At 60.2% G+C, this 20,544-nt stretch carries 5 protein-coding genes and 1 pseudogene; 3 read left to right on the top strand and 3 right to left on the bottom strand.

The genetic code is table 11. The features are described from left to right. Positions 1 to 704 precede the first annotated feature (704 nt). Together AWB81_RS32605 and AWB81_RS32600 are read right to left on the bottom strand one after the other, a co-directional pair. The gene (locus tag AWB81_RS32605; RefSeq protein WP_200822590.1) at positions 705 to 1,598 is read right to left on the bottom strand and encodes an HNH endonuclease; all 894 of its coding nucleotides are present in this window, start codon (positions 1,596 to 1,598) and stop codon (positions 705 to 707) included. A gap of 495 nt (positions 1,599 to 2,093) precedes the next feature. Beyond that, positions 2,094 to 3,439 (bottom strand): annotated as a pseudogene (locus AWB81_RS32600) (IS4 family transposase). A 675-nt stretch (positions 3,440 to 4,114) separates the two neighbouring features. Here AWB81_RS32600 and drmD point away from each other — a divergent pair. The 3 genes from drmD to AWB81_RS32585 are packed head-to-tail and all read left to right on the top strand — an operon-like array spanning position 4,115 to position 17,825. After that, positions 4,115 to 7,339 carry a DISARM system SNF2-like helicase DrmD gene (gene drmD, locus AWB81_RS32595; protein ID WP_062641345.1) on the top strand — a complete coding sequence of 1,075 codons (3,225 nt, stop codon included), beginning with the start codon at positions 4,115 to 4,117 and terminating at the stop codon, positions 7,337 to 7,339. Then, positions 7,336 to 12,414: an Eco57I restriction-modification methylase domain-containing protein gene (locus tag AWB81_RS32590; protein WP_062641344.1), complete on the top strand. Its 5,079-nt coding sequence runs from the start codon at positions 7,336 to 7,338 to the stop codon at positions 12,412 to 12,414. The genes drmD and AWB81_RS32590 overlap by 4 nt, the downstream gene beginning before the upstream one ends. Further along, entirely contained in the window at positions 12,414 to 17,825 is a 5,412-nt protein-coding gene (locus AWB81_RS32585) for a DEAD/DEAH box helicase family protein (protein ID WP_062641341.1), read from the top strand. Before AWB81_RS32590 ends, AWB81_RS32585 begins: the two co-directional genes overlap by 1 nt. Before the next feature lie 1,334 nt (positions 17,826 to 19,159). Here the strand turns inward: AWB81_RS32585 and AWB81_RS45960 are convergent. Continuing rightward, positions 19,160 to 20,544 (bottom strand): primase-helicase family protein (locus AWB81_RS45960; protein WP_159938971.1); only part of this gene is annotated, 1,385 nt, incomplete at its 5' end.

Here is a 20,544-nt window from a genome sequence, read left to right as displayed (position 1 = left end):
AGGAACCTTGCTCGCACCTCCTACAACTGCCTGAGTTCGAAAAGTACAAGGCCACCTGATGAACGCCCCGAGGCGTCCACGAACAAAACCCAATTTTGCAGGTCCGACTATGTATTGGGATCAGTTGAAGAGCGAATTCCGTCTCCTTCTTTGTACCAAGGACAAAAAATACCAGGCGCTCAGGAGGGATTTGGCGAAAACAAGCAGCAAGTCACAACTAGCAGTGGTCTCGGCCATCTCCGCTGCTGTCGGCGCCTCGATAGGCGTTGTGGCCGGAGCATTAGTGCCAGTGTGCGCGATTTGTCTCATCGCGGTGTTGAAGCTAGGGCAGGAAGCGTTTTGCCAGGTCAAGAGCCTGGACGTGAAAATAGGTCGAAACTAATGCACGTGGGAGGATCGCCTGTTCTCTAACGTTCACAAAGGCCGAACGTCCGCCACCGTACGCTAGTCGACGAATGGCCGTTGGGCCTTAAAAACCACCGCGGAGGTTGCACTGGCTCAAGGGGCCGAAGTGGGTCGGGGTGCCCCCCAGTCGCGACAGACTGCGCGCTGACGTGTTTGACTGTCACGCATCAGGAGAAATTCTCCCGGAGGGCTATAACCCTAGTTGAGCTTTGCCCGGTTGATCGATAAGCGGCACTACAACCGGCGCGCCCAGCTACAGCATCGGAGGCCCCCAGCGTCCTCGTAATGCAACAAATCACCTACCTCGCTTTTGTCGTGGCTTTACCCAAGGAAAATATTCCGTCGATGGTAGTCCATGAACTTGTCTTGCTCTGGCCGACGAGCTTTCGCGATCCAATTGGTTTGTTCAAATGCCACGAGGCGAGAACGTTGGGCGCCAGATGGGACGAAACCAGCAACGTCCCATCGCTCGAAAAGGAGATAAAGCCGCGGTCGAAAAGGTGATCGACGTGAGGTGACAAAAGTAGCCCGTTGTCGCCTTCCAGCTTTTCCCCGTCCGTCGACAAACACCACGGCTTGATATGGCTGGCGCGGAGATGTTGACGCTCTACAACGTCAGCGAGCCGACAGCCCTCCCCCAACAGCTCTACACGGGAGCGAAAAAGTCCTTGCCCACGGCGCGCTTTAATAAGCTGTAGCTTCTCCGTCTCCGGGATATCAGCGCGTTCTTTGACGTCGGCTTCCGCATTCTCATTGAGAGTGTCGAGTGAAGCATTGTTCGCGTTCCGCATAAGTGAGGCGTATTCGGCACCGATGAGGGCGCCGAGCGCGTGGGCCATCGCCTCGGGCAATTCTGCCAAGTACACCGACTGATTGCCGATTCCGTTAGCCTGCAACGGAGAGTAGCGCTCGGGTAGCAACGCTTCCAAGACATCCATGTGGTCCGCAGGCCGAATAATCTTCTCTAACTCTTGATAGTCGACCTCGACAAACCAGCCTTCGTTCGACCAATGCGCGCCGGCATTTCCGAATACGGTTGGCTTGGGTGCGGTCGCAGCAGGCGCTCTAACAATACCAAGTGCTTTGATTCGGGTGTCGCTAAACGACATAACCAAATCGCCGACCATGGCTTGCATCATCGTGTCGTAAAAATAGTTTCGGCTGCCGTCTTTCTTTTTCTTGGGCGACCACATAGGTAACCGCCGCTCACTTCGTGCTTATACGTTTGGTTTTGATTGCCCCACCAATATTTCATGCCTCGCCTCTTCCTTTTCCTAAGTGCTTCGCCGTAGTCCCGAAGCCCACCGCCCCGATGGAAGTATAGGTGCCGTCCGCAAAATCCGAAGCGCTGAGGGCCCGGTGTTACCTCGCGGCCCAATTGCGTCTAATCCGCAGTTTCAACCCAAGAGCCGTTAGGAGCCATCTGTGGGGCGCCACCAACATAAGAGCCGTTGGGGGCCATCTGTGGAGCACCGCCAACATAAGTGCCGTTCGGAGCCGTACGTATCTTTTGAGCGTAAGCAGGTGGGATTACAGCAAGAATCCGTACAACCGCCGACATTAAGAATGTTTTCATAAGTTATCCGAAATTATAGTTAGATTCTTTTGCAGCGCGACGCTGGGGGGTGCGTGTTACCTTCCCGCTCGGATAGTGCCCGCCATTTACCGACACCTGTTGAGCCATCTCGTTATACAGAAGTGTCATAGCCGTCGCGCAAGATCTGGATGGTAATCACAGCATCCATGACTCGCTGCATGCCAATCCACAGCGTCTTCGCGCCCGGTTCGCCGTCGCTCTTGCGCCCGAGGAATCCGCCCAGCGATGCGATCATCCGTATCATCTGGTTGAGCGTCGGTCGTTTTTTCGGACGTGCCTTCTTACAGAGCACGTGCGCGCCATGAATCTCGTCAGCCGCGAAGAACAGCGACGCGTCCAACTCCGGACATGTCCGTCCGACACGTATGAGCCGCGCGATACGCCACGATACGACCATGTACAAGGCGAGCGCCTTTTCCACCCGCTCCATCTGTGAGAGTTGCAGCGCCTCAACCCGGCAGGCGTTCTTCAGGACGTTGAAGAACATTTCTATTTCCCACCGCGCGCGGTACCAGTCAACGAGTTCGATGATCGCATGCACATCGCCCGCTTCGCGGTTGGTCACAAGACGCCAGATGACGGGCTTCACACCCGCTGGCGCATCCACTTCATACGCTTCGACGCAGGTGAGCGTGACACCGGCACGCCCGGGCAGCGTGACGCGCTGGCTACGTAGTTCCTGCCTCACTTCACGCGCCTTCTGGCCGCTACGCCCGGGCAGCACGAAGCTGATGTGGCCGAGCACCTCACTGGCGTGCACCGTCTCCCAAAACTCGCTTCGCCCTTCAGTGCACGATTGTGCTGCGAGCGTATCAGCCAGTCCGCCGGTTCACCCAGTTCCTGCGCACGCTGCATGAGCGCGGCGATGTCGCCTTCACGATCGGCCACATACACCAGTCGCGTGTCAGGCAGGGCCCGTGCCTGATCGGCCACGATCTCATAGCTTTCGATCCACCGCACACTTTCCTTGACACCGCCACGCCTGCCGTTTGCATCGCGTGGCTCGCGCGCCCACATCCATGCATTCATCACACCCAGCGGCTCCCGATCCGGTGTCACCGCATAGGTCGCGTGCAGATACATGCCCACCTGTGCTTCATAACTGAGCGGGCCGGCTCCTTCGATATCCTGACCGTTAAAGTTTAGCTCTGTCGTATCGGCAATGCACAGCACCACCGGCAACTGCCCCATGCGTGCCGTGGTGCGGTCCCAATGCGGCTGCATCATGTCGCGCCAGTCGATGTGCTCATTGCCCAGAAATCGATATGCCGCGATCGTCTCAGCCCAGCCTTCGCACGCGCCCGGAATGCTGGCCGTGGGCCGGCTGGCGAACCGTTTGACCAGCTCCTTCGCGCGCCGGTCTCGCCGTGGATCACCTAAATCCAGCGTTTCAAATTCTTCGTCCACCCATGCTCCCGCGTCGTCTCGGATCTTCATGCCGAAAATCCGAGAGTAAACGCGAAATTCGCATTGTTAACAACCCCCTTCTGACAGCTTTTTACTCCGTCATCGTTCCGGACGTGTCGAGTTGTGTATAAGGAGATGCTGTTAAGCACCCCGTCCATAGGGTGGTTTAGGCCACGTAGACATTCAGCTCGGCGTTCGCGCAAGGTATTGATACAGCGCTTCGCGGCTGCTTCCGCAGTCCCGCGCAACGACGGCTTTTGTCCCGCCGGCCGCGACGCGTTGCCTCAACTGCTCTATATGTTAGAAAACGACCGATTGTGAAGAGTTCTGACAGGCAGCAAGGTACTGAGGCCGCGTCAAAACAGGTGGTCGTTAACGGCTTCGTGAACATGACCTTCGACCTCTCTCCTGAAACGGTCCGCCGAGGGATGCATCTCTACTCTAGACCCTGGCCGCCCCTTCCTCTGGGGCGGGCAGGAGGCACTTCAGACTCGGAATGACGAAGTGGACATGGCGACTGCGCCAGTAGGGGCGGTAAGATACGGTCGGCTTGAACTTTACGTCTGCGTGAAAGATCGGGCAAACACTTGAGTTTCGGCGTGGCCGACCGCCTGGCGCCGAATTGGACTCAGGCCTAAAAATGAAAAAATAACCAATGAGCAGCGGATGCACGAGAACCCTCCAGTAGCGGTGCCCCGCGTAGGCATGCTTGCGACCGTGCGCAATCGTCGCGGGGTCATTTCGGGGGTGGAGCCCTTCGCCGCAGCTCGAAGCTCTGAGTTGCTCCACCTGGTCACCATCGAATTTAGTGACTCGGACGGCGACGCAGAAGAAACGCTGCTCTGGGAGCGCGAGTGCCAGCCAGTGGTTCTGGAGCCCAACGCCTTGCCGCGCGCAAGTGTCGACGCTCCCATGCGCATGCGGGAGTTTCTCGCCCTACAGCGAGCCACCCGGTGGACTGCCATCACGCCCTTCCTGTCTGCCGATTCACCCGCGCGGCGTGGCGGACCCGTACCCACCGCTCCGGTGTACGGCGCGGTCAGCGCTGACGACTTCCAGCTCGTGCCACTGGCGCGCGCCATGCGCATGCCGCGCGTCTCTCTCTTGCTGGCAGACGACGTTGGTTTGGGCAAGACCGTCGAGGCGGGCCTTATCCTAGCGGAGTTGGTGCGAAAGCGCCGCATCAGGCGCGTGTTGATCCTCACACCGGCCTCGCTGCGCACCCAGTGGCAGCAGGAGATGGAAGACAAGTTCTCCCTTGGCTTCGACATCGTCGATAAGGCGGCCACGCACAAGCTACAGAAGGAAATGGGCCTGGACGCCAACCCTTGGCGCGCGCTGCCCAGGATCATCACGTCATATCACTACCTTCGTCAGCCCGATGTGCTGGAGCAATTCATCGCCAATTGCCGCACCACCCATACTCATCAGGGAGCGCAGTTGCCATGGGACCTTTTGATTGTCGACGAAGCGCACAACCTGATGCCTTCGAACTTCGGCGAGGAAAGTGACTTGGCCGAAATGTTGCGGCTGCTGACACCGTGGTTCGAGCACAGGCTGTTTCTGACGGCAACGCCCCACAATGGTCACACCCGATGCTTCTCCGGCCTGCTGGAGCAGCTCGATCCAGTGCGGTTCACACGCACACCGGCGTTTACGGACAAGGAACGCCAGATGATCGGCGATGTACTGATTCGCCGTCTGAAGAGCGAGATCAACACGCAAGACACGCAGGCAGGGCGCCCGCCACGCTTCGCTACGCGCTACCTCGAACCGCTACTGCTATACCTCCCCAAGGCAGAGAAGGAACTGGCGACCTCCGTGCGTGCTTTCTGTGCTGCGCTCAAGCGCCAAATTATCGCGGCGCCTGAAGCGCGAACCGTCCTTAATTTCGCCATCGAAGTGCTGCGCAAGCGCTTGCTCTCCAGCTCGGTCACTTTCGCTGACAGTTGGCTCCGTTTCAAAGCCGGCCTGGCTGAACGGGAAGCCACTCGGTCCAGCGAAGTGCTGGCCGCGCGGCGGGCCCTCCAGGAGGATATTGACGACGACCAGGAGCGCGAGAGCCGCAACCTGCACGCGACACATGTGGTCGGTGCGTGGATGCATCCCTACCTAGGCACCCTCGCTGATGAGGTGGCCGCAGTGGACTTGGCACTGAAAGCATTGAAGTTGGACCAGTTTCCCGTGGTGAACAAAGTGCCGAGCGTGGACGCGCGCTTCGACCGTCTGAAAGACCTCGTAAAACAGCGTCTGCGCAACGCCGAGGCGTGGAATCGCGATGAGCGGCTGATCGTCTTCACTGAATACAAGACCACGTTGGACTACGTGGTCCAGCGGCTGGAGCGCGAGTTCGGTGCAGACAGCGGCGCCATCATCCAGCTCTACGGGGGCATGAGCGACGAAGACCGCGAGCGAATCAAGCTCGCCTTCAACGACCCTGATTCTCCCGTGCAAATACTGGTGGCCACTGATGCGGCCTCCGAGGGCTTGAACCTGCAGCACACCGCCCGGCTGTTGATGCACTTCGAGATTCCCTGGAACCCTTCGCGCCTTGAGCAACGCAACGGCCGTATCGACCGCCACGGCCAATCGCGTGATGTCACCATCTATCATTTCGCCAGCGATGACGACGCCGACCTGGCTTTCGTGGCTCGCGTGCTCGAAAAGGTCAACGACATTCGCGAGGACCTCGGCTCTGTGAGTGAACTCTTCGATGCCGCCTTCCAGCGCCGGATGATGGAGTTTAATGACGACAAAGACGTGTTCACAGAACTTGAGCGAGAAATTAGCACGCGCAAACGCGCGTCGAACGAAGCTCGGGTGCAAACACAAGAGCGTGGCACCGAAGACCGCGCACGGCTTGAACAGTTGCTGACTGATCTGGACCTTAGCCCGGAAACGTTGCAAGACACCTTGCGCATTGCGTTAGGGTTGGGCTCGGCGCAGGAGCCGCTGGAGGGGCCCGATGCACGGGGACGGATGCGACTGCGTTCGCCCCTGCCGTCGCGCTGGCAGGCCGTGGTGGACGACAGCCTGCGATTGCGATCGAACAAGGGCGTCATCGGCGCAATGCCCTGGCTGGTCTTCGACAACCAGCATTTCATTCACACGATCAACGGCCGCCCGGTGTTTCGCCCATCAATGGACACGGTGCTGTTGCACTTGGGGCACCCTATCATGCGGCAGGCGCTCGCATCCTTTGCCCGGTTGCGTTTCCCCGGCGGCCAAAGTGAATTCACGCCGCCCAGCCGCTGGGTGGTCACCCGAGGGTCCGTACCCGCTGGCGCGGACGCCCTGCTGCTGCTGACGGTGGAGGAGATGGCAGTCAACGAATTACGTGAGACATTTCACCACTGGGTGCGGACCGTGATCTTACCCGTCAAGGGCGGCGCACTTGGGGAAGCGTTGGCCTATGCAGGCCCGCACGGTGCGCCGCACCCGGCGGCTGAAGACACTGCCGGCGCGCAGGAAGCTCGCGCGATCTGGGACGACGTGGATGACGATGTCCGTACCTGGATCAACACCTATCGAACCTGTTTGTCGGAAACGATTGCCGGCGAGCTCGAAGCGGCCGGTGCGGAGGCCGCAGCGCACGAAAAGGAAGCGTTCGAGCGCCGTATCAGAGAAGTGTCCAATCTGCAGCGCGACCAGAGCATCGAGAAACTCAAGCGAGAAATCGAAGAGCAGCGCGCCGCCTCCTTGCAGTATTCGCTGCTGGAAGACGCGAATGAACTCGCTGAGCGACGACTGCGCGACCTTCAAGACGAACTGAAACGCCGACAGGGTCAGTTCGGCGATCTGTTGGAAAGGCTCATGCAAGAGAGGGATCGCATCCTGCAGCATGTGGTACCCAACCGGTTCACGCTACGCTCCACGGCCCAGGTATTTCCGGTCACGGTCGAGATACGGCTGCCGGGAGCACGGTCATGAACAACAACATTGATTGGTGGAGCAGCCTGAACCATGGCGGGCTGCTGATCGCCCCCGACAAGATCGCCACGGTCTTTGCCGCCGAATTATCTTCATTGCCCATGTGGCAAGTCGACAAGCTGCGGCGCGCGCTCACGGCGTTTGACGGCACCAACGAACGCTTGGGCGCGCTGCTGGACTTTATGTTGCAGGAACTATCCACGCTGCCTGACGGCGAGTGGCAGAAAGCGCAGGACGTGGATGCTCGCTGGGCCTTGCGCAGCTTCACTGGAGCGATGATCAAGCCCCGGCGCATCTGGCAGGGGCTTCACGGCGACGTGCTACCGGTGTTCGTTCCAGATGACGGCGCGTCACGCCAGTTTGCAGGCCGTCTAGGAGTGGGCCGTTCACGTCAGTTGTTGAGCCGGGTGGTTGAGTGGCTGCGCCAGAAGCAGCAGCACCTGGCACTGGTCACCAACGGCCGACAATGGCGCCTGGTGCACGCCGGTCAAGACTATGAAGCTTGGTGCGAATGGGACATCGACCTGTGGTTTGTGGAAGGACTGCCCGGACCGCAGGTCACGGCCTGGCGGCACCTCTTATCTCGCGATTCCATGGCGGCTCCCACGGCCAAGGGCGAAGGCGCCTTGCTGAGTGCCGTCTTGGCCTCGCGCAAGGGGCAAGCCGATCTGTCGGCGGTGCTTGGCGAGCGCGTCCGTCAAGCAGTTGAAGAGCTAATCACCGCATCGCACAGCGTCATTGAACACGCCCAGCTGAGCGGCACCGCGCCGGCCTTTGCCGACCTATACGTGGCCGGCTCGCGCATCGTAATGCGCTGCATCATCACACTGTTCGCTGAGGCGCGAAACCTGCTGCCGGTGGACAATCCGATCTACCAGCGTGCGTACAGCCTGGAAGGCCTGCGGCAGAGTTTGGACCGCCGTGCCAGTGGCCGTGGCAATGAACGGCTGGCGCAAGGCCGCAGCGCGTGGCCTAGGCTGATGGCATTGTTCGGACTGGTCTATTACGGCTCCTCGCACGAAGCCTTGCCCGTGCCCCAGTACAGCGGGGGTCTGTTCGAGCCCGGCGATCCTCATTCGCAAGACGGCATCTCGCGCGCACTCGCGCTACTGGAAAGCCCCAGCAACGGCATCACCGACCGCCAGGTTCAGCACATGCTGCGTTTGCTGACACGTACGCGATTGCGGGTGCGCCAAGGCCACAAGAACACACTGGTGGACGCACCTGTCGACTTCTCGGCGCTCTCATCTGAGTACATCGGCATCTTGTACGAAGGCCTGCTGGACTTCGAGTTGAAGCAGGCCGCGGCCGATGACCCCGTGGTGTTTCTGGCAGTGGGCAACGAACCCGCTTTGACGCTCTCGCAGCTGGAGGCAATGGACGATGCCGTTATCAAGCAACTATTCGAAGCGCTGAAGAAGAAGGATAAGGTCGCCGTTGGGGAAGCCGAAGGTGAGGAGCCCGAAGACCCGGAAGCTCCTGACGACCTCGAAGAAGCAGGCGCGGCCGCCGACACGCCGGATACCGAGACCGAGACCGAGACCGAAGTCGCCGATGAAGACGATGAACTCGCGATCAGCGCCGACTACCTTGCTCGTACACAGACCTGGCTGGAGAAGGCTGCCGTCCTAGCAGGCCTGGTCAAGAGATCACGGGGCCGGAAGCTAGCAGGCAGCGCCGACGACACCGAAGCGCTTGCAAAGGTAGCCAAGCAGCTATGCGCGCGCTTGGTGGCGCCCGGCCAATTTTTCCTGGTGCGTTGGGGGGGCACCCGCAAAGGCGCCGGCACCTTCTACACCCGACCGCAACTGGCGGCGCCCACCGTGCGCCGGACCTTGCAGCCGCTGGCATACGACGCCGTGCGCACGGAAATAGATGAGCGCACGGGCCTGGACACAGTAGCGGAGTGGTTGCCCAAACGCCCTGAGGCAATCCTGTCGCTAAAGGTTTGCGACTGCGCCATGGGCTCAGGCTCATTCCTGGCTGGGGCTTTGCGCTACCTGACGGATGCACTGGTGGCATCACTTCACCACCACAAATTGATCGAACGGGCTGAGAACGGCGGTGTTCCCCGCATGGCCGACGGCCAGGTCTCAGAGCTGCTGAGCGATGAGATGCTGAAGCTTAATCCAGCGCATGAGGGCTTTGAGGATGCGCTCCGTGCACAGCTCAAACGTCACATCGTGGAGCGCTGCCTATACGGAGTTGATCTGGACCCGCTGGCGGTGGAGCTTGGGCGAATGGCTTTGTGGGTCGAGACCATGGACCGAGATCTGCCCTTTGGCTTCCTGGACCACAAGCTTAAGGTCGGCAACTCACTGGTAGGTGCCTGGTTCGACACCTACCGCGACTACCCGGCCATGGCATGGGCGCGCGAAGGCGGCGACAAGGACTACCAGAAAGACAAGCCGGGCAACCTGGTCAACCACTTTCATGTGAACGCCAAGGGCAAGAAGATCGGCGACAAGTTCACTACCGCCATCAACGCCCGCGCCAAGGCCGTGCCCGACCAGATTCAGACGCAAATCACCGGCCAACTAAATCTGGGGCCGGCACTGGAAGCCAGCCATGTGCACAACGAGCTGCTGAAGGTGTTTCGCGCGCTGCACCGCCTGCCGGTGCATGACAGCGACAAGCGCGCCGCTATGTACCGCGACAAGGTTCTCAACAACCCGCACTTCCACGCGCTGAAGGCCCGCATGGACCTGTGGTGTGCGTTGTGGTTCTGGCCAGGCGAGCAGGTCGATCTGGCGCCGCTGCCGTTCGACTTCGCAAAGCCCAACGAAGACGCGCTCGTGCTCGCCCGCGATGTAGCGCAGCAGAAGCGCTTCTTCCACTGGGAGCTGGAGTTTCCGGATGTCTTCACGGCGGGCCGGCCTGGCTTTGACGCGATGCTGGGCAACCCGCCCTGGGAGATTCAGAAGCCCAATTCTAAGGAGTTCTTCTCCAATCACGACCCGCTTTACCGCGCTTACGGCAAACAGGATGCGCTGGCCATGCAGTTGGACTACTTCCGGATCCTGCCGGAGTTGGAACACCAGTGGGTGGCCTACAACGCCGGCATCAAGGGCATGTCCAACTGGGTCAAGTTCGTAGGGCAGCCTTTTGGCGACCGCGTCACCACCGACAAATACGGCAACAGTAAGCACGACCTGAACCTGGGCGGCCGAGGCCAGAACGGTTTTACCGAATCAGCCCGGCTGCACAAGACGTGGCAGCAACAGCGCAGCAAGCGCAAGGGATTTGCAGACGCGGTCCATCCATTCGTACACCAGGGCTCGGCGGACCTGAATACCTACAAGATGTTCCTGGAACTCAGCCACGCCTTGCTGCGACCCCAGGGACGCATGGGCATGATCGTGCCCAGTGGCATCTACACGGACAAGGGGACGACCAACCTACGTGGTCTGTTCCTGGACCATTGCGATTGGCAATGGCTATTCGGCTTCGAAAACCGGGAAGGTATTTTCGACATCCACCGGTCGTTTAAGTTCTGCCCGCTGATCGTGCAGAAGGGCGGTACTACCCAGGCCATCCGGGCGGCCTTCATGCATCGCAACGTGGACCACTGGGCAAACGCAGAGCGGCACGTGTTGGCCTACCCGCGTGAAAGGGTGTTGGAATTCTCGCCGTACACCAAGGCCATCGTGGAAATTCGCAGCGAGGAGGAACTGCGGGTGCTACAGAAGATTTACGCTCACGGCGTATTGCTTGGCGATCAGAGCGAGCGTGGGTGGAGCGTTAAATATGCCCGCGAGTTCGACATGACGACGGACTCCAAGCTGTTCCCGCCGCGTCCTAAGTGGGAGGAGCAGGGTTATCAACCCGATGAGTACGGTCACTGGCTGAAGGGGCCTTGGCTGGCCTTCTCGGGACCAAAGAACATCCTGGATCGTGACCCTCGCGTCGTGCTGTCGCGCGATGGCTCGCTCGCCTTGTACGTTGACCAGATCGAGGGCGTGGCGCTCCCGCTGTACGAGGGGCGAATGGTCGGCCAGTTCGACTTCAGCGAGAAGGCCTGGGTTAGTGGCAAGGGGCGCAAGGCCGTCTGGGAAGACATATCGTTTGAGAACAAGGTCCTGATGCCGCAATACCTCATGTCGCAAGCTGACTACAGAGGGGCTGACGAGGAAGAGTCCGAGATCATGCCTGGCCTGAAAGTTGGATTTCTGGCCATTGGGTCGGCGACAAACAGCCGATCCATGTTTGCCGGTCTCGTCGCCGACTTCCCTGCCGGCAACTCGGTGGCGGTATTGCAGTGTTCAACCCCCCAGAAGTCTGTCTCGCTGATGGCAGCATTAAACAGCTTCGCCTATGACTTTACGTTAAGAAATCGGCTCGGTGGTTTGAACCTCAACTACTTTGTGGTTGCCGAGACCGCAACGCCAGCATTGAGTGCTGAGGGTCTCCGGCGGGTCTCTGAAATTGGTATGCGGCTCGGCCTTCCCGACAGGGCGTTTGCCGAGTACTGGCTAGGCTACAGGTCGAAGAGCAAGAGTTGGTTTCGTTACCTGGCGCTCACTGAACATGAACGCGCCAGGCTGAAAGCTATTAACGAAGCCGTTTGCGCTTGGTACTTCGGGTTAGAGTGGGGTGACTTCTTGACTGTGCTGGAAGGCTGTGACCTACCGCAAGACAGGCTAAGCGGTGGAAACTCGAAGCACCTCAATCCTAAGGGCTTCTGGCGAATTGACAAGGACATGCCTCCTGAGCTGCGCCACCCGGTCCTTTCGCTCGTAGCGTTCCATGACTTGAAGAGCAAAGGACTGGACGACTTCTTGGCTCAGAACGCAGGCGAAGGTTGGATGCTGCCTGAGCATGTCCGCCTAGCTGACTATGGGCTGGGGCATGACCCGCGTGCCGGTGAGCTACAACCAGTGGCAGCCCGAATGGGCCCTCGATTCCTGGAGTGGCAGTTGAACGAAGATATAGAGCGCTCCTGGGAAGAGTGCGCCGCGCACGCCGAGCTGATACGACGCATCGTGCCACTGCAGCACCCGACCGACGATATAGGCAGCAAGGAGCTGCTCGCCGCCGAAGATGCGGCGACCTACAAACAGGGAGGGTTGTTCTGATGCTGAACCCAATCACTTACACCGAGCAGGTGGTCGGCGACTTCCTGCGCTACCAGCTCAGCACCTATGCGTTCGCCGACACTGGTCTGTACCAACAGATGCGCGAGTTGCTGAACCTGGAACAGACGCGCAACACACCGCTGATGAAAGGGCCCTTCATCTCGCTGTCGCGCACTTTCCAGCAAGGGGCGACACTGGAGGCCTTGGTGAAGGAAGGGGTGCTGCACCCGCACATCCGGCAGCTGTCGCCGTACCCATCGGCCTATCTGCATCAAGAGCAAGCTTTCCGTGCCATTCAGGCTGGCCGCCCTACGCTCGTGGCCACCGGTACCGGCTCGGGCAAGACGGAATGCTTCTTGTTGCCGATAATTAGCCGATGCTTGAAATTGCGTGACGACGCTGCGGCTGCCGGCATCACTGCTGTGATCGTGTACCCGATGAATGCGCTGGCCGAGGATCAGCTCCAGCGCATGCGCTCCTTGCTGGCGGGCACCGGCGTGAGCTTCGGCATGTACGTGGGCAAGACGCCGCGCGCTGAGGCCGATGTCACCGGCGTGCGCTTGCCGCCGGGCAGCACGGCAGCAGACTACAAAGCCAAGCTGGCTGACATGCAGCACAAGAGGTTGGACGTGGCCCTGCACCCGGCTGAAGAGCGGGTCAGCCGCGAGGCGATGCGCAAGCCGGGCAACCAACCTCGCATCCTCCTGACGAACGTGAAGCAGCTAGAACTGCTGCTAACCCGACAGCAAGATCTGGATCTGTTTGACAACGCTCTGCTTGAATTCCTGGTGTTCGACGAGGCGCACACGTTCACCGGCGCGCAAGGCGCGGAGACCGCCTGTCTGATCCGCCGCTTGCGTGCTTACTGCGGCAAGGACGAGGCCAGCACCGCGTGCGTGGCCACGTCGGCCACGATCGCCGACCCGGTGAACGGGTTGGAGGCTGGCCGCGAATTTGCCAGCCGCTTCTTCGGCGTGGATGGCAGCAAGGTGGCACTGGTGGGCGAGTCCTACGAGACCGATCTGTGGGGCACACCGCGCAAAGCCAGCCCGCCGTTGAATGGTGATCAGTCACTCCAGTTACAGACCTTGCTGGAAGTGCTGAGCCAGGTAGACCGCGACGATGCCAGCGAAGCGGCGGTGCAGTCATTGCGCGTGTGGTTTCAGTCGGCCACGGGCAACCGGCTGCCGGCGGGCAACTGGCGCGAGGCGACCTGCCAGTGGTTAAGCCATAACGAGGTGGTATTTCAGATTGCCGAGGCACTGCGTCGGCCGCGAAAGCTGCATGACCTTCTGGCTAGTCTGGGGGGTACGCTGGGGCGACCCATCTCGCAGGAAGAAATTCTAGTTTGGCTGGCCCTGGGCGCCGCGTCACGCCAGGATGGACGCCCGCTGTTGCGCCCGGTGGTTCACGGCTTTGTGCGTGGCGTAAGCGGTGCGGTGGTGACGTTCCCCGAGCACAGCAAGGACGCCAAGCTGTGGCTGTCTGCAGAGGATGCCTTGGCCGCCGACGCCGACTTGCAGCGATTCCCGCTGCTGAGCTGCACCACCTGTGGCCAGCACTATTTCGAGCATGGCCTGGAAGACTTCAACTTCACCGGCATTAAGCCGGGTGGCGGAAGTGCCGAAGGCACCGGACGCGTTTGGCGCGGCACCGACATCAACCTGGGTGGCATCCGCGCCTTGTCGCTGGACCATCAGGTAGGCGCCGACCCCGAGGACGACCCCGTGCGCACGGAGACGCTGTTTGCCTGCCGGTACTGCGGCACAGTGCACGACAGCAATGTGGCCGAATGTGTGGGCTGCGGACGCAACAAGGCATTGAAGCCGTTGTACTTCGTTCAACAGAAGGAAGAGCACAAGGGGAAGTTGACCCGGTGTGTGTCGTGCAGCGCGGCTGGGCGCCGCTTCAGCGGCAACTACCGTGAACCGGCTCGCCCGGTGCGAGCCACCACCGTGGCTGACGTACACGTGCTAGCGCAAAGCATGATTCACCGGGCAGAGCGCCGAAAGTTGCTGGTGTTTGCCGACAACCGCCAGGACGCAGCGTTTCAGGCTGGTTGGATGCAAGACCGATCGCGGCGTTATCGGCTGCGCGAGTTGATTTACCAGAAGCTCAAGCAGGGGTCAATTTCGGTCAGTGACTTAACCCTGTGGATGGACCAGCATTTGGACGCAGACGATGAGTTATCGCGGGCGCTGATTCCAGAGGTCTGGCGCGTGGAGCCCAAGTCGGAGACCGGCCAGGCGCATGGTCAGGAACGAAAATGGTTCCTGCGGGTGCAAATACTGCGAGAGTTGGCCGTGGGTGGCCGGCAGCGCGTGGGCCTCGAGCCGATCGGGCGGATGAAGGTCGAGTACCTCGGCTTGAATGTAGAGCGACCGGAGATTGTTCAGTGGGCCAGCAAGCTGGGGTGCGAACCCAAGGCGATGGTAGAGGGTGTGGCCTCGCTGCTGGATGCAGCACGGTCCCGGCGCATGCTGTATGACAGCGTCACGAACGTCTACTCCAAGGTATGGATGGACGGCGAGCTGCAGGTCATGCGCGGCTACCTGCCTTCAATGAAGGGCGTTCCCGCGGCGCTGAAGTTCCAGCGTGACGGGCAGGACGATGAGGGGCGCATTAAGCAGTGGTACAGCAACTACGGCACGGTGGCCAAGCAGGCTGCGATGGGGTGGGGCGTGATGCCCGACGAGGTGAAACCGTTCCTGGAAGACATGTGGCGGCTGGTGAGCGAGAAACTGCAACTTCTGGCCCCCGTACAGCTAAAAGGTGCTCGGGGCCGGCTTTTGCCGGGCTGCGTGGGCGCGCACCAGGTCGATGCTAACCGACTGACAGTGCGGCCCGACACCGGCATGTACCGATGCCAAACCTGCCGCCGTCTGCACACGCGCATAAACCCTAGCATGAGCTGCATGGCGTGGCGCTGCGATGGCAAGCTGGTCTTCGAGCCCGAGAACGCTGACAACTACGACTTACTGCTGCTCGATCAGGAATTCGCGATGCTGCGGGCGAAGGAGCACTCGGCGCAGATTCCCGGTGCAGAACGCGAACGCATCGAGAACGCATTCAAGAGCGACAACGAACGCATCAACACGCTGGTGTGCACACCCACACTGGAGATGGGGGTGAACATCGGTGCGCTGGATGCCGTGCTGATGCGGAATGTGCCGCCGCTGCCGGCCAATTACTGGCAGCGCGCTGGGCGTGCCGGACGGCAGTTTCGCATGGCGCTGGACATCACATACGCGCGGGCGGCCAGCCATGACCGTGCCTACTTCAACGAACCCCTGAAGATGCTAGAAGGCTTGGTGGAGCCGCCTAGCTTCAACCTGCGCAATCCGGTGATGGTGGCCAAGCACGTGCACGCCACGGTGATGACGGCGCTGTTCAAGCTGCTTAGAGACAAGGCGCTGCCCCAGGTTGAAATGGACGCGTTGCAGGACGCCATGCGGACCTGTCTGCCGTCACAGATCAAGAGCTACCTGTTCACAGCCGAGGGCCTAGTGCGCTCGGCGCCGATGAAGGTGGATGACCTGTCTGCAGTCATCCGTCGACGTCGCGCCGGCCTGATCGCGGCCGTGATGGCAGCCTTCATGCAGGGGTGGCCCAAGGCCGATGCTGACGTGGTCAGCACGGAGAAGGTGGAAACCATCATCGACGGCTTAGCCGACCAGTTGCAGACGGTGATCGACCGGTTGTTTCAGCGCCTTCAGTGGGCACTGGGGCAGCTGGAACGTCTGCGCAAGGTGGCCGAAGCGAAAGGCTCGATGGACCCGGATGAAGAGGCGCTGCGCAGCCGGTGTGAGCGACTGGTCAAGAAGCTGAAGGGTGAGGCCAAGCGCCGAGCCAACCAGGCGGAAGGCGTGGATGAGACCAACACCTACGGCGTGCTGGCTGCGGAGGGCTTCCTGCCGGGATATGGGCTGGATACGGGAACGGTCAGCATCACGCATGTGGCCCCGCGCTTCGGATCGGATATCTCCGACTGGGAGTTGCGACGAAACAGCGCGCTAGCTGTACGCGAGTACGTGCCGGGCAATCTGATCTATGCCAACGCGCATAAGTTTGTGCCGCGCACATTCCACCTGATCCCTGAAGAGCCGATCGTGTTTGCGGTGGATTTGGCCAACGAGTCTGTTCAGGAGACTGGGGGACTGGCCCAGGCGGCAGCGCCCGCGCAGGCGGAATCACTGGGCTCGGCCAGTATTTTTGGCGTGCAGGTCTGCGACGTGGATGCGCCGCATCAGTCGTACATCTCCGACGACGAGGACTATCGGTTCCAGTTGCCTGTGGCCGTCTTCGGGCAAGACCAGGGGCGACACTCGGGGGGGCCAGCTTACGAATGGGGAGCGGCCGCGCTCCATCTGAAGCACGGTTTGCATATGCGTCTGGTCAATGTGGGCGCCGCCGCGCAGGTGAAGACACGTGGCGAGATGGGCTACCCGGTGTGCTTGGTGTGCGGCCAGAGTCGATCGCCCATGAGCACGCAGACCGAGCTAGATTCGTTTAACGAGCATCACATCGAGCGATGTGGACGCCCGATTCAGAAGATTGCCTTTTATGCCGAGGCAGTGGCCGACGCCCTGGTCCTGCCGGACTGTCAGTCCAAAGAAGCCGCTTACAGCGTGATGGAGTCGCTGCGCCAGGGCGCAGCTGAGGTGTTAGACATGGAGATCTCAGACCTGCAGGTGCAGGTCTTCGGGAAACCCGGCACGGAGAAATACGATGCGCTCTTGTATGACCCGATGCCAGGTGGTTCGGGCCTGCTGGAGCAGATGATCGCCCACTGGCCAGCTGTCGTTCAGCGCACGCTGAGCCTGGTGGAAGACTGCCCGTCCGCCTGCGAAACATCATGCGTTGATTGCCTTCAGCACTTCCGCAACTCGTTCTATCACGGCGAGTTGAACCGATACACCGCACAGACGTTCCTTCGCCAGTTGGGAAACAGCGTGCGCTTCAGCCACGAGATTCCCCCCGTGCTGCCAGACGACACACAAACCCAGAAGCCCGGGAACCCACCGGAGCAACAGCTGGTGGCGATGCTCAAGGCAGCAGGGCTGGCGAGCTTCGAGACCGAGAAGCCCATCGTGCTGTCGGGCGGCATCACTACCCGACCGGATGTCTACTTCCATGCACCCAATGATCAGTACGAGGGTGTCTGTGTGTACCTGGACGGCATGAGCGCGCACCTGCACGGCAACGCGCAAACAGCAGCCAAGGATCGGCAGATTCGTGACGAGCTTCTGAATACCGACTACGAAGTGGTGGCAATCCAGTATCAGGAGCTGTATGACAAGACGGTAATGCGCACGCACATGCGTCGCATCGCCAAGGCAGTGGCGGGCAAGGTCAAGGCCAAAGAAGTTGATGCGACCGATGCGTGGTTCGTGACTCCCCATCCCTTATAACCAATGGCCGGGTAAGCTGAGGCACCACTAAGCAAACTGTCGCGATCAACCGTCGTGAACTCGTGTTGCGGAACAACCAGCCATTCAAACGCAGCACGCCTGAAACGGGTTTCGCGTTCAAGCGCTCGCGCATCCAACGCTGCTGCCCCAACTAGGGGAAAACCTGCGCGCTAAGTCGGCAAGACCTGCTGGCACGCCCGTGTTCCCGAATGCGCCGCGAAAATTTTCTTAAATTTTTTGTCCCTGTCTGCGTGCACTCGAATAAAGGGACCCGTTTCCAAAAGCGAAAACGGGTGTGCCGGGGGGCCAAATCAAGGCTGTAGGGGCGGTTTCAGCTGAAAAAAAAAAGAACAGTGTGTCCCCGCTGCTTATCACGTTGACGGGCGCCAAGACCGAGACGCAGCACACCCAATCAGGCCACGATGTTGCTGCCCTAGCTCAGTCGTACGAACCGCGCCCAGACCGGCGCGCGGCTCTGAGATATTTGCGCGCCGGTCGGAAGGAAATACCGCGCAGCGGGCGGCCGCTCAGGTCGCTTTGCCTGGCCTCGCTGGCCGTTGAAGGTCACGAAAGAGACGACGCGCGGCTATTAGGGTTACGTGGCGGTTACATGGTCGCCGCCGATTGCGAGGACGTCGCCTGGAAATGCCTGTAGCCCACGTCGCATATGCGTCCAGCTCATCGCGCGAGCGTTCCAACTACGGATTACCAATCCGACGAAGTCGGGGCTTTCACAACAGCGGCGAACTGCAGTTTAGGGAACTAGCGGCCAGAAGCAGCCCTCGTAGGTCGGGGGTCGGTACAAGAATCGACGGTCAATTTCAGGATCGTGCCGGCGAAGCGGGCAACCGCAACCGCCTTTTACAACACTATGCCGTGGCGGGTTAGGTACAGAATAGCGATTGCGCGAGCCATGCCAGCGGCCTAGCCAGTCCCTCTGCGTGGACTTCTCCCGCGCGCGTGATACCTGTACGCGCGTTCGACCACGCATCTGACAGTTATGCGAGGCGCACATCAAATTGCCTCGGCCGCGCTGTCTCGAAAGCCGCGTAGCTAGGGTAGTGTCCCGCCGCCACTGATACGTTCCCAAGCATGCAAAGGGATTCTAGTAAGTCGGCTGTGCTAGGTTTGCTGTGCTACGGGTTATCGCTCCATCACCCATAGTGAGAAATGATTTGCATGTGTATTACTTCTTCTCCTGCGTAATACCCACATTTACACCCATACCTAGCACAACAATCTCACAGGACCTTATGAACAGGGCGTTTCATGGCTGTGTTACCTGCTGTGCTAGGTATAGCGCTAGCTGCCTTTTCGGGAGCTAGCACGGCGATTCAATCCAAAAAGCCTTGGGTCGCCGCCTGGTTGAATGATACCGCAAGGATCGGCGCAGCAATTTCCCACCAGTTCGATGGGGGCTCGCACAGCGATTCGTGCCGCCAAAAATACGACGGCTCGCGGCTCGGCCCTACCCGGTGGCGCTTATGGCCCATGCGGACATATCCGTTGTCGGCCAAGAACTGCGACGCGATGGCCGCGAGTTTCTGCCGCCCTAATTGGCTGTCAGGGCCCAGCTTCGCCTTGATCGCGTCTACAAAAAGGGTAGAGGCAATCCATGATTCCGTAACTCCCGGGGCCTTATCCCGCAGCACGTCCTGACAGGCGGCGTCCACCTCGGTCCGCGACATGTCGATTACCATCTCGCGCATCGCGGTCACCGGCGCGTTGCCGTCGGGCTTGAAATCCGCATGGAAATCGTTGAATTGCATAAGCCAGAAACGCATCGCTTCCGGGTGCGTGCGGATGGCCTTAAACAGGCCGGGATACCAGTTAGGATTGGCAGCCTTGAACTGCTGAAGCGATGCGGCGCCGAAGCGGGACCGCAGAAACATATAGCGCCGGTCGGTATCGGTGATCGGCACGCCGTCAAGGTAGTTCGAAAAAACGATGTATTGGGTCGTGTTCGCGGCTTGATAGGTCGGCCTGCCCTTGGGGTGCACTTCTATACTCTCATTCGTAATGAACGGCTTGAGCTTGTTGCTAGCGTCGAACTTGTTGTGCCCGTGAAGTTTCATCTCCTCGATGACGAGGACACATTGGCCCACAGCCCAGTCCGTGAAGGAGCTATTTTCCAAGGTATGGCCGCTAAGCGAGCGCACATTGGCAGGTCCCATCGCAAAGCCGAGCAATTCGTGAAAGAAGCTTTTGCCGTCGCCTTCCGGCCCGCACAGATACGGCGCCCAACGCACTTTCACGCCAGGGTTCTGAACCACGAACGCGAGCCAGGACGTGAGCAACTTCTGCTCGCGCTCATCCGGCAGGATATTGGCGATATGTGCCTTTACCGCCTCCACTGCGGCTTGCTGGTGCGCCGTGAGCGTATCGGGCATGGGCGGCACGGAAGCCGGATCGTAGAGGTTGACGTGCGGCACGCCATTGACCTCGAACGTGGCGCCCATCTGCGGATGGTAGCCGGTGCGGCGATCGACTTCAATATCCCACCTGTCGGCGGCGGCATCCGCCGCTTGTTTCACCGGATCGCCGTTGTCGTTCTTCGGCATTTCGCGGTTGTAGCGGACGTTGATGGCCCGGTAGCTGAGCCTGGCCTTGGTTTGCTTGTTGAAGTACACGTCTTCGTCGGTTGTCACGGATCGGCGTAATCGGTCCATTTCATGATCGGCGTAATCGAGCCACCGGATGATCGCCGTAATCGAGCCAG

It is taken from the genome of Caballeronia arationis (genome assembly GCF_001544975.2).
Taxonomy (GTDB): domain Bacteria; phylum Pseudomonadota; class Gammaproteobacteria; order Burkholderiales; family Burkholderiaceae; genus Caballeronia; species Caballeronia arationis.
Note: the sequence above shows the minus strand (reverse complement) of the source record. Positions and strands in the feature narration are given on the sequence as shown.